Origin of the sequence: Spirillospora sp. CA-108201, from assembly GCF_050936235.1 — a bacterium.
GTDB lineage: Bacteria > Actinomycetota > Actinomycetes > Streptosporangiales > Streptosporangiaceae > Spirillospora.
On sequence record NZ_JBNJNE010000001.1, the window covers coordinates 2605070 to 2618086 of the forward strand.

Genomic DNA, 13017 nt, shown 5'->3' on the forward strand with positions numbered 1-13017 from the left:
ATATTAGCGCTGTGACATCTTCCGACCCGACCGCGTCGCCGGGGCGCTGGCATGCGCTGCACACCCTGCTGACGGGCCTGGACGCCCAGATCGAATCCCTGTACACCGACCGGGGCATCCGGGGAGTCCGCCCCCGGTTCGCCTATCCGCTGATCCGGCTCGCGCACACCGGCCCGCTGACGATCCGGGACCTGGCCGCCTCGCTGGACCGCTCCCACTCGGCGATGAGCCAGACGGTCGCGGCGATGCGCCGTGAGGGGCTGGTCGACTCCGAGCCCGGCGCGGACGCCCGGACCCGGCGGGTCACCCTGACCGACCGCGGCCGCGCCCTCGTCCCGTTCCTCGAGGCCGAGTGGCGCGCCACCGAGGCCGCGGTCGCCGAACTCGACGACGAGGTGCCCCATCCGCTCAGCGCGGTCGTCGCCGAACTGGAGCGAGCGCTGGCCCGGCGGCCGATGAAGGACCGGATCCTCTCCCACTTCGACGCGGCGCCTCCCGATGCCGCTCCCCCGGCGTCCTCCGCCCCGGCCGAGTCCTAGCCGTGCCCCTGCGCGAAAGGCTCATCGACGTCCGTCCGCTGCGCGGCAGCCGGGCGTTCCGCGACCTGTGGGCCGGGTCGGCACTCGCCTCGATCGGACAGCAGATCGCCGTCGTCGCCGTCCTGCAGCAGGTCTGGGAACTGACCCGCAGCCCGCTGTGGACGGGGGCGATCGGGCTGGCCACGGGCGTTCCGCTGCTCGTCCTCGGCCTGGTCGGCGGTTCGCTGGCCGACGCCGTCGACCGCAGGAGCCTCGTCCGCGCCGCCACCGCCGGCCAGGCCCTGGCGGCCCTCGGGCTCATGGCCCAGGCGGCCGCCGGGAACCGGTCGGTGGCGCTGCTGCTGGCCCTGGTCGCCGCCGAGGCCGGCTGCGCGGCGCTCGGGGCTCCGGCCCGGCGCACCTTCCCCGTCCGGCTGCTGCCCGCCGACCAGGTCGCCGCCGGGCTCGCCCTGCAGAACGTCGCGTTCCAGGCGTCCATGCTGCTCGGGCCCGCCGTCGCCGGCCTCGTGCTCGCGCAGTGGCGCTACCCCGCCGCGTACGCGATCCAGGCGCTGGCCACCGCCGCGTCGATGATCGCCGTGATCCGGCTGCCCGCGATGCCCGCCCGGCACCCGGGCGACCGGCGGCCGGCCGGACGGGGGCGGCGCGGGCCGCTCCCGGGCGGCTGGGGGATCATCCTCCGGCACCCGGTCCTGTGGGGATCCTTCGGCATCGACCTCGCCGCCACCGTCCTGGCCATGCCCATCGCGCTCTTCCCCATGGTCAACGAGCTCCGGTTCGGCGGCGATCCCCGGACGCTGGGGCTGTTCCTGTCCGCGATCGCGGTCGGCGGGCTCGGCGCCGGCCTGTTCTCGGGGACCGTCACCCGCCTCCGCCGCGGCGCCCTGGCCCAGCTCGTCGCGGCCACGGTCTGGGGCCTGGCCCTCGCCGGCTTCGGACTGGCGGAGCCGCTCTGGCTCGCGCTGTCCTGCCTGGCGGCGGCCGGCGCCGCCGACACCGTGGCCGTGATCACCCGCGGTGCCCTGATCCAGATCGAGACGCCGGACCACTTCCGGGGGCGGGTCTCCTCGGTCGAGCACGTCATCGGCGTCGCCGGCCCCGAGATCGGCAACTTCCGCGGGGGGCTGCTCGCGTCGCTCACCTCCGCGCCGCTGGCCCTCCTGGCGGGCGGCCTGGCGGCGGCGGCCGGAGTCGTCTCGGTCGGCCTCGCCAACCGTCCCCTGCGCCGCCACCGGACTCCGTTCCACGACGGGGACGGGGACGCGCGACCGCCGGACGCGCCAGGCGACAGCGGGCCGGGAGACACCGTTCCCGACAAAACCGTGCCCGGCAAAACCGTGCCCGGCAAAACCGTGCCCGGCAAAACCGTGCCCGGCATGAGCCCGACCTGGCTCGGGCGTCCGTGCGGATTGTGCTCCCATCGGCGGTTTTCGCCTAGGGTCATGTTCCGGTCGGTTCTGAAACCACGTCCAAAACCCCATGGGCGGCGATCAAGGACGGCCGGGGTCGGGACACGGGTGCCGGGCCGTTCTTCGGGCGGCCACGGAGATCACGGAGAAAGCGGGAGAGGGTCATGGACGTCGAGCGGACATCGCTGCCGGGCATCGGGTTGCGGCATGTCTTCACCACCGGGCGGGGCCGCCAGATCGGCGTGGTGTCGCACCGGACGGGGCGCCGGGATCTGGTGATCTACGACAAGGACGATCCCGACACCTGCGTGGTGTCGGTGGCCCTGGCGGGCGAGGAGGCCAACGCCCTGGCGGAGCTGCTCGGCACCGGCCGCGTGGTGGAGCGGCTGGCCGAGCTGAACCGGCAGGTCGAGGGGCTGGTGACCGAGCAGATCCTGCTGACGGCCGCCTCGCCGTACGCGGGCCGCACGCTGGGCGACACCCGGGCCCGCACCCGCTCCGGCGCCTCGATCGTGGCGGTGGTCCGCGACGGCGAGGTCATCGCCAGCCCGCGCCCGGACTTCGAGTTCCGCGCCGAGGACGTCGTGGTGGTGGTCGGCACCGACGAGGGCACCGACGCCGTCGCGACCATCCTGCACGGCGGGTGAGAGGCCGATGCACGCTGCGACACAACTGATCGAACTAGGGGCGATCGTCCTGGCGCTGGGCCTGCTGGGCGCGGTGGCGGTCCGCTTCTCCATCTCCCCGATCCCGCTGTACCTGGTGGCCGGGCTGGCCTTCGGCTCGGGCGGCATCCTGCCCCTCGGCGCCAGCGAGGAGTTCGTCTCGCTCGGCGCCGAGGTCGGCGTGATCCTGCTCCTGTTCACCCTCGGGCTGGAGTACACCGCGGGGGAACTGGTCGGCACGCTGCGCACCTCGGCGCCGGCGGGACTGGCCGACCTGGTCCTCAACGCCGCCCCCGGGGTGGCGGTGGCGCTGATCCTGGGCTGGGGGCCGGTGGCCGCGGTGGCGCTCGGCGGCATCACCTACGTCACCTCGTCCGGGATCACCGCCAAGGTCATGGGCGACCTCGGCTGGCTGGGCAACCGGGAGACCCCGGCGGTGCTGTCGATCCTGGTGTTCGAGGACCTGGCGATGGCCGCCTACCTGCCGATCCTGACCGCGCTTCTGGCCGGGGCCTCGCTGGCCGCCGGGGCGACCACGCTCGGCATCGCCGCCGCCACCATCACCGCGATCCTGTACATCGCGCTGCGGCACGGCCGGCTCGTGGAGCGGTTCGTGACCAGCCCCACCGACGAGGTGCTGCTGCTGAAGGTGCTGGGGCTGACCCTGCTGGTCGCCGGCCTGGCCCAGCAGCTTCAGGTGTCGGCGGCGGTCGGGGCGTTCCTGGTCGGCATCGCCCTGTCGGGGCCGCTGGCCCACACCGCCCGCGAGCTGCTGGCTCCGCTCCGGGACCTGTTCGCGGCGGTGTTCTTCGTGTTCTTCGGCCTGCACACCGACCCCGGCCAGCTTCCTCCCGTGCTGGGGGTGGCCGCGCTTCTCGCCGTGGTGGGCGTCGCCACCAAGCTCACCTCGGGCTGGGTCGCCGCCCGCCGCGCGGGCGTGGCCTCCCGCGGGCGGCTGCGCGCCGGGGCGGCGCTGGTCCCGCGCGGGGAGTTCAACATCGTCATCGCCGGGCTCGCCGTGTCCGACGGCGTCAACCCCCGGCTCGGGCCGCTGGCCGCCGCCTACGTGCTGATGCTGGCCATCGCCGGACCGCTGATCGCCCGCGGCGTCGAGCCCTTCATCCGCTGGCGCGGCATCCGGCCGTCCCGCGCCCGGCCGGGCGGGGGACGCCGCAGGCAGGACGTCCCCCGGCCCGCCGACGGCGCCGCCGACGACCGGGCCGGCGGGCGGGAGGACGTGGAGACCGCGGACCTGCCCCCGGTGCCCGGCCAGCACTGACCCGCGAACCGGCGTCTCAGCCCCGCGCCCGCGGAGGGGTGAAGGTGCAGGGCAGGCGCTTGTAGCCGTTGATGAAGCCGGACATGAGCCGGTCGGGCTCCCCCGCGGCGATGTCGGGCAGGCGGGTGAACAGCTCGCGGAACATCACGGTGATCTCCCGCCGCGCCAGGTTGGCGCCGAGGCAGAAGTGCGGGCCGGGCCCACCGAACCCGACGTGCGGGTTCGGCGAGCGCGTGATGTCGAAGCGGTCGGGGTCGGCGAAGACGGCCTCGTCGCGGTTGGCGGACCAGTAGAACAGCGTCACCCGGTCGCCCTCGCGGAAGGTGTGGCCGTTCATCTCGTGGTCGCGGGTGAGGTTGCGCCGCATGAAGATGACCGGGCTGCTGAAGCGCACGATCTCCTCGACGGCGCCGGCGATGCGTCCGTCGAAGTCGGCCAGCAGCAGTTCGCGCTGGTCAGGGTTCTCGGTGAACAGCTTCAGGCCGTGCGCGATCGCGTTGCGGGTGGTCTCGTTCCCGGCCACCACCAGCAGCAGGAAGAACGTGGCGAACTCGCGCGGGGACAGCCGTTCGCCGTCGACGTTGGCGTTCACCAGCGCCGAGGTCAGATCGCCTGTGGGGGCGGTCCGGCGCTCCCGTCCGAGCCGGGCCGCCAGCCGGTGCAGCCGCCACCCCGCCGAGGCCACCGTGCCCAGCATGCGCAGCGTGCCGAGCCGCCCCAGCTTCGGCGTGCCGTCCCTGTACTCGACGGTGGCGCCCACGTACTCGGGGTCGCTGTAGCCGACGATGATGTTGGTCAGCTCCACCACCCGCCGGTGGTGCCGGGAGGGGATGCCCAGCATGTCGCAGATGACCTCGACCGGCAGCCGCGCCGCCGCCCCGGCCACGAAGTCGCCGCCGCCGGCCTCGACCAGCTCGTCCACGATCCGGGCGGCCCGCCGCGCGATGTCGTCCTCGGCCTTGGCGAGCATCTTGGGGCTGAACGCCCGGGAGACGATCCGGCGGATCTTCGCGTGCCGCGGATCGTCCATGTCGATCATCGAGTTGAAGTAGCCGTCCATCCAGCGCGGCATGTCGGCCGGGCTGGTGGCGCTGGGCTCGCTGCTGAACACCTCCGGGTGGCGGCTGGCCTCCGTCACGTCGGCGTGGCGGACCAGGGCCCAGGATCCGGGGCTCCGGGCGAGGAAGGGGAGCTTCGGCAGGGTGAAGAACACCGGGCCCGGCTGGGCGCGCAGCAGCGCGAACGCCCGCGCCCGCTCCTCCAGCGGCCGGGCCCAGAACCGCAGATCGCTCAGGTCGGTGTCCGCAAGCGCCGGCTGCGGGGGGATCTCCGTGGACACCGGGCCTCACGCTCCCGTCTCGTCGCGACCCTATTTCTGGTGAACCAACACACCAGAAATATCTGGTGTGTACCGTCTCCAGATTTGCGGGGGAAGTCAAGGGATGCGGCACAATCGGGCTGTGACGTCCCAGACTCCCGGCGCGCGCCCTTACGGGGGCGTGCCCGCCGACCAGCGCCGGGCCCGCCGCCGCGCCGCGCTGCTGGCGGCCGGGCTGGAACTGCTGGGCACCCAGGGGTGGGCCGCCACGACCGTCCGGAAGGTGTGCGCCGAGGCCGGGCTGAACGACCGCTACTTCTACGAGAGCTTCCCGGACCGCGACGCCCTCCTCCTGGCGATCGTCGACGACCAGGTCGCCCAGGGCACGGACGTGATCCTGTCCGCCGCCCGCGGGGCGCCCCGCCACCCGCAGGCCCGCACCCGCGCCGTGGTGACCGCCGTCTTCGACTTCCTGACCACGGACCCGCGCCGCGCCCACATCCTCACCCACGCGTTCCCCTCCTCCCCCCTGCTCCAGCGGCGGCGGATCGAGATCATCCGGACCATGGCCGTGATCTTCGCCGCCCAGACCCACGCGACCCTCGACCAGGTCCCGCTCCCCGACGCCGACGTGGAACTGACCGGCCTGACCCTCACGGCCGGGCTCTGGGAGCTGTTCACCACCTGGTTCCGGGGAGACCTGGACGTCGATCGCGACCACCTGATCGACTACACCGTCGCGCTGACGCTGAGCACCGCCGATCTGGCCGCGCCCCTCCATCACCGCCTCCACTGACGGCCGCGCACGTGCGCACCTTCCCTCGCGCGCATCAAGGCCGTCCTGCGCGAGCACGGCTGGGAGCCCTCCGACGGCGGCCTGCCCGACTTCCTGCCCACGCTGCTGGAGTTCGCCGCACGCTGCGCCGGGCCCGGGGAGCGGCTGCTCGGCGAGCACCGGCCGGCACTGGACCTGCTGTGGCACGCCCTCGACGACCACGGCAGCCCTTACGCCGACGTCCTGCTGGCGGTGCGCGAGGCGCTGCCGGGCGGCCCGACGCGCGCGGACCGGGCCGCCGTCCGAGACCTGGCCCGCACCGGCCCGCCCGTCGAGGCCGTCGGGCTGGAGCCGTTCACCCCGGCCGGAGGAGACCTCCGATGAAGCATCTGGACGTCGCCCTGTGGGGCGTCCTGCCCTACCTCGCCCTGGTGATCATGTTCGCCGGGACGGCATGGCGGTACCGGTACGACCGGTTCGGCTTCACGACCCGCTCCAGCCAGTCCCGGAGAAGATCACCGATGACGTGCACGTCACCGAGCCGGAGTGCCACGCCGCCGCGCTGCTGATGGGCGGCGCCGCCGGGGTCCTGTGCGTCGCCGGGCTGGCGGTCCTGCCGTACCGGCGGCTGCGGGTGCCGGCGGTGCGGCGCGCGACCTCCCGCGGCGACCGTGTGATGGACCCGCTGCTCGGCGCCGCCATGCTGGTCGGCCTCGCCGCGACCGCGTCCACCATGGCGAACCCCTTCAGCCGCCTCGTCCAGGCGCTCACCGCGCCCGTCGGATACCTGGTCAGGCCCTACATCGTGTACCGCTCGCGGGGCGTGCGCCGCGCGCATCCCGCCGCGCGCCGGACATCGGGGTCCCGAACGCCCGTCCGCTGAAGCGGCCGCCCGGCGCGGCTGTGACGGGGCACACGCGCGCCGGTGTCACGGACGAGCCGCCCGCGGTGTCCTGTGGACGACCCATCCTGATGGAGGCGGACATGAAGGTCGTAGTGGCAGACGCGGGGTACGCCGAGACCCTCGCCGCGAACCGGCAGGCGAGGAAGGTACCGGACGTGGAGATCACGCCTGACCGAGGAGGGCGTGGTCCGGGGAGCCGGGTTCAGCGCCCGCACCGCCGTCGTCGGCGCCCTGCCCGAGGCGAAGTGACCGCCCGCCGGCCCGCCCGCCGGGCGCGCGGGAAAGGATGAGGCCATGAGCGACCGCGCCCCCGGCCCGGCGACCGAGGCCTTCGTCGCCCACCGCAACCTGCTCTTCACCGTCGCCTACGAGATGCTCGGCTCCGCGGCCGACGCGGAGGACGTCCTTCAGGAGACATGGTTGCGGTGGGTCGACGTCGACCTGGAGCGGGTGCGCGACCGGCGCGCCTACCTGGTCCGGATCACGACCCGGCAGTCCCTCAACCGGTTGCGCACGATGGCGCGCCGCAAGGAGGCCTACGTCGGCCCCTGGCTGCCCGAGCCGCTGCTCACCTCGCCGGACGTGGCGGAGGACGTCGAACTCGCCGAGAGCATGTCGATGGCGCTGATGCTCGTCCTGGAGACGCTGGCGCCGACCGAACGCGCCGTCTTCGTGCTGCGCGAGGTCTTCGACGTCGGCTACGAGGAGATCGCGGCCGCGGTCGGCAAGAGCCCCGCGGCCGTCCGCCAGATCGCCCACCGCGCCCGGCGGCACGTCGACGCCCGCCGGCCCCGTGAGGCGGTCTCGCCGAGCGAGACCCGCGCCGTCCTGGAGTCGTTCCGGCGCGCGCTCGACACCGGGGACCTCCAGGGGCTGCTCGACGTCCTCGCCCCCGACGTCGTGATGGTGGGGGACGGCGGCGGCCTCAGGCAGGCGGCGCTGCGGCCGGTCACCGGCGCCGAGAAGGTGGCCCGCTACATCGTCGGCGGCACCGGGAGGGTGACGAGGACGATCACCGTCGACCAGACCGTGGTCAACGGGAACCCGGCTCTCGTCATGCGGCTGGACGACGAACTCGACGGTGTCCTGGCGTTCCGCGTCGAAGGCGGCCGCATCACCGGGCTCTACTACGTCCGCAATCCCGAGAAGCTGACCCGCGTCGAATCCGAGACCCCGCTCACCCTGCGGTGAACACCGCCGAACCGCGGTGAAGGCCGCGGCGGCTCACTTCGGCGGGCGGCCGGGGACGTCCCGTTCCCGGGGGGCGGCGTGGAGGTCGAAGACGACTCGGCGCAGGTCGTCGATGGTGTCGTCCAGTCCGGTCAGAGCCGTGCGGACGCACTGGGCGGCTTGAGGGTCCTTGATGCGGGCCAGGGCGCGGTTGAGTTCGAGGCCGATTCCGAACAGCCGTCGGGTGATCTCGTCGGCCAGGTCGCGGGCGATGCGCTGCGCGTCACGCGATCCGCACGCGCGCCCAGGCGCAGGTGGCGGATAGGTCATCCCTCTGCCCTCTGCACAGGGAGCGATCGGTACAAGGGCAAGCATTCCCGGACCGCGCCCCGAACCACGCCCACAAAGGGTCAGTTTGTAGGCATTTTGTCGTTTCTGTCCGCATTCATAGCCGATGTCAGGCCGAAGGTCCCCCGAACCGGGGACAGCGGCCCCTGCCCGCGCCCCCTCGCCCCGGGAAAGGCTGGACACACCGACAGGGGAGGGATCGGCCATGAACGATCATGAGAGGACGGGCACCGTCCTGGTCGGCTACGACGGGTCGCCCGGCGCGGACGAGGCGATCCGCTGGGGGGCGCGGGAGGCGCTGCTCCGCCGCCTGCCCCTCACGGTGTGCCACGCCTGGCACTGGCCCTACCCGCTGCGCCAGCCGGACAGGGACACGCTGGAGGTCCTGCGCGGCGCGGGCGCGATCGTGGCGGACGAGGGCGTGCGCAAGGCGCACGGCCTCGCCGAGGACCTGGACGTCCGGTGGCGCCTGGAGCGGGGGTGGGCCACCGCCGTGCTGCTTGAGGCCTCGCGGCAGGCCGCCCTGGTCGTGCTCGGCTCGCGGGGGCACGGCGGGTTCGAGGGCCTGACGGTCGGCTCCACCGCGGCGCAGGTCGCGTCCCACGCCGACCGGCCGGTCGTCGTGGTCCGGCCGGACCCGCCGCCCGCCCCGAAGGGCCGCGAGCGGCTGGTGGTCGGCGTGGACGGCTCGACGGGCGGCGAGTCGGCCATCGGCTTCGCCTTCGAGGAGGCCGCGCTGCGCGGCGCGTCGGTGACGGCCGTGTGCGGCTGGTCGGACCCGGCCGCGTTCCGCGGGTCGGACCGCGTCCCCTTCAGCGATCCCCAGATGATCCAGCGCGAGGCCATGGCGCGGTTCGAGGAGGACGTCGCGCCCTGGCGGAGCCGGTACCCGCAGGTGCCGCTCGAGACGGAGTTCATGGTGGACACCCCGCGCCAGGCCCTGGCCGGCGCCGCCCGAGGCGCGGCGCTGCTGGTGGTGGGCGCCCGCGGGATCGGGTCGGGGCCTCAGACGCTCCTCGGCCCGGTGACCCAGGCCGCGCTGCAGGAGGCGCCCTGCCCGGTGGCGGTGGTGCCCGCCCAGGGGGCCGGGCGGAGCAGGGCCGCCGAGACCGCCGGCGCCTCGGCGCGCGGCGGGACGGGCTGAGAAAGGGCGCGGACGTCCGGGCGCCGGTCCCGGCGACCGGGAGCGACGATCCAACGGGAGGGAACATGCTGGTCAGCAACGTGTACCGGCCGACGGTCTTCGTCTGCCGGGCGGACGAGCCGCTCGCCGACGTCGCGCGGCGGATGATCGAGAAGAGGGTCGGGGCGCTGGCGGTGCTCGACGGCGAGCGGGTCACCGGGATCATCACCGAGCGCGACCTGGCCGGGGCCCTCGCCTCGTCGGCCGACCCGGCCTCGCAGGAGGCGGCGGGGTTCGCCTCGACGCGGGTCGAGACCGCCGCCCTGGACGAGGACGCGCGGGACGTCGCGCGCCGGATGCTGGAGGCGGGCATCCGCCACCTGCCGGTGGACGACCGCGGGCGGCTGGTGGGGATGGTCTCGATGCGCGACCTGCTCGCGCTGGAGACCTGGGCGGCCTGAGTCCGCGCGGGTGCTCCGCGCGGGCCTCACACGGTGTGCTCGGCCGTCGCCGGGACGCCGCTACCGTGAAGGCCCCGGACCCGGGCGTCCCCACCCGTGTACCGCCTCAAGTTGGCGACGAGTTGACGTCCCGCCGTCCTGCCGGTCGGAGTACATCGCCCCGCCGTCGATAGCCGGCCGTTCTCACCGGCTATCGACGGCCGCGTCCGCGGTTCCAATGCGCGTCGGCCCGCCCTCGACCGACCTTGGTCCCGGCCCACGCGGCTCACCTCGTCGGAGACGGTGGCGTCCCCCGGCGTTCACCCAGGTCCCGCGAACTGGGCGATGTCCCTGCTCGCGACCCCGTGGAGCCGGTCGGCCAGATCGGCCAGCGCGCGGCTCACGGCGAGTTCGTCGCCGATCTCCGGAACCTCGCGGTCCACCGGGTTGCGGCGCGCGTGCCCGCGCCCGGTGGTCCTCTTCTCACCGCCGCTGAACAGGACCGCGTGCGCGACGGTGTCCACGCCTTCCTCGGTGATGTAGAGCTCGACGCTCCACTCCTTGGCCTTCATGACGAGCCTCCTTCCCTCCCCTTCACCCTCCATCGTCGGAAGGCGGCCGGAGCGGACCTAGGGGCGGAAGTCCCCAATCCCTCCCGGATCCCGTCCCGTCCGGTAGGGACGGCGCCCTACCGGGGGGCGCCGACGACCGCCACCGGGCACTCGGCGTGGTGGATCACTCCGTGGCCGATGGAGCCGAGCCGGAACAGGCCCCAGCGGTGGGGGTGCGCGCCGACCACGACAAGATCCGCCGTCCGCGACGCCCTGACCAGTTCGGACACCGGGTGCCCGACGAGGACGTCGTTGACCACGTCGACCATCGGATACCGGGCGTACAGCGGAGCGTAGGCCTCGATGACCCGCGCCCGCCGCTCGTCGTTCAGGCGCTCCTCGTCGATGGCGTACGCGGCTTCGGCCATGTCCACGGAGAGCCGCCAGGCGTGCACGACGCGGAGCCGCGCCCCGCGGACGGCGGCCGCGTCGAAGGCGTACCTGAGCGCCTCCCCCGGCTCCTCGGCGACATCGTAGCCCACCACGACCTCGCCGCGGCCCGCGCCGCCGTCGCGCACGATCACGAGCGGGACGGCGGTCCGCCCCGCCATGCGCAGGCCCACCGAGCCGAGCGAGAGCCCGGCGAACCCGCCGTGCCCGCGGTGTCCGACCACCAGCTCGAACGCCTTGTCCGCCTCGTCGCGCAGCGCGTCCGGCGTCGCGTTGACGACCAGCGCGGTCGTCACCCGCAGCTCCGGCCGGCGCTCCCGGGCGCGGCCCTCGGCCTCCAGCAGGACGGCGTGCCCGGCCGGCGAGGCGCGCTCGGCCGGGTCGGGCGGAGTGAAGCGGCGAAGCTGGTACGGCCAGATCTCCGCCGCGTGGACGATGTGCAGCCGCCGGTGCCGCAGCGCCGCCTCGCCCGCCGCCCAGTCGACGGCCCGGCTCGCGGCGACGGACCCGTCCGTCCCCACGACGATCGGTGCGGACATGGCTCCTCCGACGATCAGGCGTCCTCTCCCGTCCTCCCTCCAGCCTTCGAGGACGGGCCCGGCGCGGGCCAGGGACCAAGGTCCACCGCGGCGGGGACCTTCGGCGCGCCCGGTCCACGCACGTTCTTGACCGTTCCCGCAGCATGCGCCGCCCGACGCAGGGGCAGGTCACGGCAGGTGGAGGCACGGGAAGGCGTCATGCCCGGAACGCTGGCCGGGGAGCGGTTCTTCGCCGGCATGCCAGAGCGGCACCACGCCGCCCTGGCCGCCGCCGCCCGGTCGGTGGACGTCCCGTCCGGGCATCGCTTCTTCGAGGAGGGCTGGGCCGCCGGGCACTTCTGGCTGCTGCGTTCCGGGGCGGTCGACCTCGACCTCCAGGTGCCCGGGCGGGGCGCGGTGGTGGTGGAGACGCTGCCGGCCTCCTCGGTGCTGGGCTGGTCGTGGATGTTCCCTCCGCACGTCTGGAGGTTCGGCGCCGTCTCCAGGCAGCCGGTGCGGGCCCTGCGGTTCGACGGAGCCGAGGTCCGGGAGCTGTGCGCCGCGGACCTCCGGCTCGGCTACGACCTGACCCTGCGGTTCGCCGCCGTGCTGCTGGACCGCCTCGAAGCCACCCGGGTCCGCGTCCTGGACCTGTACGCGCACCCGGAGCAGCGGGCATGAGCTCCATCGCCGCGGACGGCCCCATGATTCCGGTCCCCTACCGCGTGACGGCCCGGCGCGCGGAGACCGCCGACACGGTGACGCTCGCGCTGGAGCCCGCCGGGGCTCCGATCGCCGAGCCGGCCCCGGGCCAGTTCACGATGATGTACGCGTTCGGCGTGGGCGAGGCGCCGATCTCCGTCAGCCGCACAGGGCCGTCCGGGGGCGCCGCCCCGCACGTGCTGGAGCAGACGGTCCGGGCCGTCGGGGCCGTCACCCGCGCGGTGTGCGCGGCCCGGCCCGGCCAGCTGCTCGGGCTCCGGGGCCCGTTCGGCGCCGGCTGGGACCTGGACGAGGCGCGCGGGCACGACCTGGTCGTGGCGGCGGGCGGGATCGGGCTGGCCCCGCTGCGGCCGGTGGTGCTGCGCGCCCTGGCCGACCGGGGCGCCTTCGGCCGCGTCGCGATCCTGGTCGGCGCCCGTACCCCCGGCGACCTGCTGTTCACCGGGGAACTGGACGCCTGGCGGGCGCGCGGCGCCCAGGTCGAGGTCACCGTGGACCGGCCGGCCCCCGGCTGGGACGGCCGGGTCGGCCTGATCACGGCACTGGCGGGCGGCGCGGACGTCGACCCCGCCCGGACCGCCGCGTTCGTCTGCGGGCCGGAGATCATGATGCGCCTCACCGCGCGGGCGCTCACCGGGCTCGGGGTGCCCGCCGGGAAGATCCGGCTCTCCCTGGAGCGCACCATGCGGTGCGGGGTCGGCTGGTGCGGGCACTGCCAGCTCGGTCCGCTGCTGGTCTGCCGGGACGGGCCCGTCGTGCCCTACGCGCGCGCCGCGGCGCTCATGACCGTCAGGGAGCTGTAGCC

General features: G+C 74.5%; 15 protein-coding genes and 2 pseudogenes. 13 read left to right on the plus strand and 4 right to left on the minus strand.

Annotated elements, in window-relative coordinates; genetic code table 11:
* The first annotated feature begins 11 nt into the window (after positions 1-11).
* The 4 genes from ACQEU6_RS12720 to ACQEU6_RS12735 are packed head-to-tail and all read left to right on the plus strand — an operon-like array spanning position 12 to position 3892.
* Positions 12-539 carry a MarR family winged helix-turn-helix transcriptional regulator gene (locus tag ACQEU6_RS12720; RefSeq protein WP_499331683.1) on the plus strand — a complete coding sequence of 176 codons (528 nt, stop codon included), beginning with the start codon at positions 12-14 and terminating at the stop codon, positions 537-539.
* 2 nt (positions 540-541) lie between these two features.
* A complete protein-coding gene (locus tag ACQEU6_RS12725) occupies positions 542-2227 on the plus strand; it encodes an MFS transporter (RefSeq protein WP_499331684.1) in 1686 nt (561 codons plus the stop codon).
* Positions 2113-2595, plus strand: coding sequence for a cation:proton antiporter regulatory subunit (locus ACQEU6_RS12730; protein WP_499331686.1), 483 nt, complete (start codon positions 2113-2115; stop codon positions 2593-2595). The genes ACQEU6_RS12725 and ACQEU6_RS12730 overlap by 115 nt, the downstream gene beginning before the upstream one ends.
* Before the next feature lie 7 nt (positions 2596-2602).
* Positions 2603-3892 carry a cation:proton antiporter gene (locus tag ACQEU6_RS12735; RefSeq protein ID WP_499331688.1) on the plus strand — a complete coding sequence of 430 codons (1290 nt, stop codon included), beginning with the start codon at positions 2603-2605 and terminating at the stop codon, positions 3890-3892.
* Between the two features lie 16 nt (positions 3893-3908).
* Here the strand turns inward: ACQEU6_RS12735 and ACQEU6_RS12740 are convergent, their stop codons facing one another.
* Positions 3909-5231: a cytochrome P450 gene (locus ACQEU6_RS12740; RefSeq protein ID WP_499331690.1), complete on the minus strand. Its 1323-nt coding sequence runs from the start codon at positions 5229-5231 to the stop codon at positions 3909-3911.
* Between the two features lie 121 nt (positions 5232-5352).
* Here ACQEU6_RS12740 and ACQEU6_RS12745 point away from each other — a divergent pair, with 121 nt between their 5' ends.
* The 5 genes and pseudogenes from ACQEU6_RS12745 (at position 5353) to ACQEU6_RS12765 (ending at position 8080) form a co-directional block, all read left to right on the plus strand.
* The gene (locus ACQEU6_RS12745; protein ID WP_499331692.1) at positions 5353-6006 is read left to right on the plus strand and encodes a TetR/AcrR family transcriptional regulator; all 654 of its coding nucleotides are present in this window, start codon (positions 5353-5355) and stop codon (positions 6004-6006) included.
* Positions 6007-6033: 27 nt separating this feature from the next.
* Positions 6034-6219, plus strand: a pseudogene (locus tag ACQEU6_RS12750) (molecular chaperone TorD family protein); the annotation flags it as partial.
* A gap of 18 nt (positions 6220-6237) precedes the next feature.
* Complete coding sequence (locus ACQEU6_RS12755; protein WP_499331693.1) at positions 6238-6369, plus strand: hypothetical protein; 132 nt, start codon at positions 6238-6240, stop codon at positions 6367-6369.
* Positions 6370-6422: 53 nt separating this feature from the next.
* Positions 6423-6868 (plus strand): annotated as a pseudogene (locus ACQEU6_RS12760) (respiratory nitrate reductase subunit gamma).
* A gap of 315 nt (positions 6869-7183) precedes the next feature.
* A complete protein-coding gene (locus ACQEU6_RS12765; protein WP_499331695.1) occupies positions 7184-8080 on the plus strand; it encodes an RNA polymerase sigma-70 factor in 897 nt (298 codons plus the stop codon).
* A 33-nt stretch (positions 8081-8113) separates the two neighbouring features.
* On the opposite strand, the gene ACQEU6_RS12770 is transcribed toward ACQEU6_RS12765, so the two are convergent.
* Positions 8114-8389 carry a histidine kinase gene (locus ACQEU6_RS12770; RefSeq protein WP_499331697.1) on the minus strand — a complete coding sequence of 92 codons (276 nt, stop codon included), beginning with the start codon at positions 8387-8389 and terminating at the stop codon, positions 8114-8116.
* 223 nt (positions 8390-8612) lie between these two features.
* Here ACQEU6_RS12770 and ACQEU6_RS12775 point away from each other — a divergent pair, with 223 nt between their 5' ends.
* Positions 8613-9551: a universal stress protein gene (locus tag ACQEU6_RS12775; RefSeq protein ID WP_499331699.1), complete on the plus strand. Its 939-nt coding sequence runs from the start codon at positions 8613-8615 to the stop codon at positions 9549-9551.
* 65 nt (positions 9552-9616) lie between these two features.
* Positions 9617-9991, plus strand: coding sequence for a CBS domain-containing protein (locus tag ACQEU6_RS12780; protein WP_499331701.1), 375 nt, complete (start codon positions 9617-9619; stop codon positions 9989-9991).
* A gap of 299 nt (positions 9992-10290) precedes the next feature.
* Here ACQEU6_RS12780 and ACQEU6_RS12785 read toward each other — a convergent pair whose 3' ends face one another.
* Together ACQEU6_RS12785 and ACQEU6_RS12790 are read right to left on the minus strand one after the other, a co-directional pair.
* Positions 10291-10542, minus strand: a complete 252-nt coding sequence (locus ACQEU6_RS12785) for a DUF1876 domain-containing protein (protein ID WP_499331703.1) — start codon at positions 10540-10542, stop codon at positions 10291-10293.
* A 116-nt stretch (positions 10543-10658) separates the two neighbouring features.
* A complete protein-coding gene (locus ACQEU6_RS12790) occupies positions 10659-11510 on the minus strand; it encodes a universal stress protein (protein WP_499331705.1) in 852 nt (283 codons plus the stop codon).
* Between the two features lie 198 nt (positions 11511-11708).
* Between ACQEU6_RS12790 and ACQEU6_RS12795 the strand changes: the two genes are divergently transcribed.
* Both ACQEU6_RS12795 and ACQEU6_RS12800 read left to right on the plus strand, forming a co-directional pair.
* Positions 11709-12170: a cyclic nucleotide-binding domain-containing protein gene (locus tag ACQEU6_RS12795; protein ID WP_499331706.1), complete on the plus strand. Its 462-nt coding sequence runs from the start codon at positions 11709-11711 to the stop codon at positions 12168-12170.
* Positions 12167-13015: an FAD/NAD(P)-binding protein gene (locus ACQEU6_RS12800; protein ID WP_499331708.1), complete on the plus strand. Its 849-nt coding sequence runs from the start codon at positions 12167-12169 to the stop codon at positions 13013-13015. Before ACQEU6_RS12795 ends, ACQEU6_RS12800 begins: the two co-directional genes overlap by 4 nt.
* Positions 13016-13017 lie beyond the last annotated feature (2 nt).

Excerpts from the sequence above, each read along its gene's own strand:
- ACQEU6_RS12730 (WP_499331686.1), top strand. The coding sequence starts at position 2,113 with ATGGACGTCGAGCGGACATCGCTGCCGGGCATCGGGTTGCGGCATGTC.
- ACQEU6_RS12735 (WP_499331688.1), top strand. The coding sequence starts at position 2,603 with ATGCACGCTGCGACACAACTGATCGAACTAGGGGCGATCGTCCTGGCG.
- ACQEU6_RS12765 (WP_499331695.1), top strand. The coding sequence starts at position 7,184 with ATGAGCGACCGCGCCCCCGGCCCGGCGACCGAGGCCTTCGTCGCCCAC.
- ACQEU6_RS12770 (WP_499331697.1), bottom strand. The coding sequence starts at position 8,389 with ATGACCTATCCGCCACCTGCGCCTGGGCGCGCGTGCGGATCGCGTGAC.
- ACQEU6_RS12775 (WP_499331699.1), top strand. The coding sequence starts at position 8,613 with ATGAACGATCATGAGAGGACGGGCACCGTCCTGGTCGGCTACGACGGG.
- ACQEU6_RS12780 (WP_499331701.1), top strand. The coding sequence starts at position 9,617 with ATGCTGGTCAGCAACGTGTACCGGCCGACGGTCTTCGTCTGCCGGGCG.
- ACQEU6_RS12785 (WP_499331703.1), bottom strand. The coding sequence starts at position 10,542 with ATGAAGGCCAAGGAGTGGAGCGTCGAGCTCTACATCACCGAGGAAGGC.
- ACQEU6_RS12790 (WP_499331705.1), bottom strand. The coding sequence starts at position 11,510 with ATGTCCGCACCGATCGTCGTGGGGACGGACGGGTCCGTCGCCGCGAGC.
- ACQEU6_RS12795 (WP_499331706.1), top strand. The coding sequence starts at position 11,709 with ATGCCCGGAACGCTGGCCGGGGAGCGGTTCTTCGCCGGCATGCCAGAG.
- ACQEU6_RS12800 (WP_499331708.1), top strand. The coding sequence starts at position 12,167 with ATGAGCTCCATCGCCGCGGACGGCCCCATGATTCCGGTCCCCTACCGC.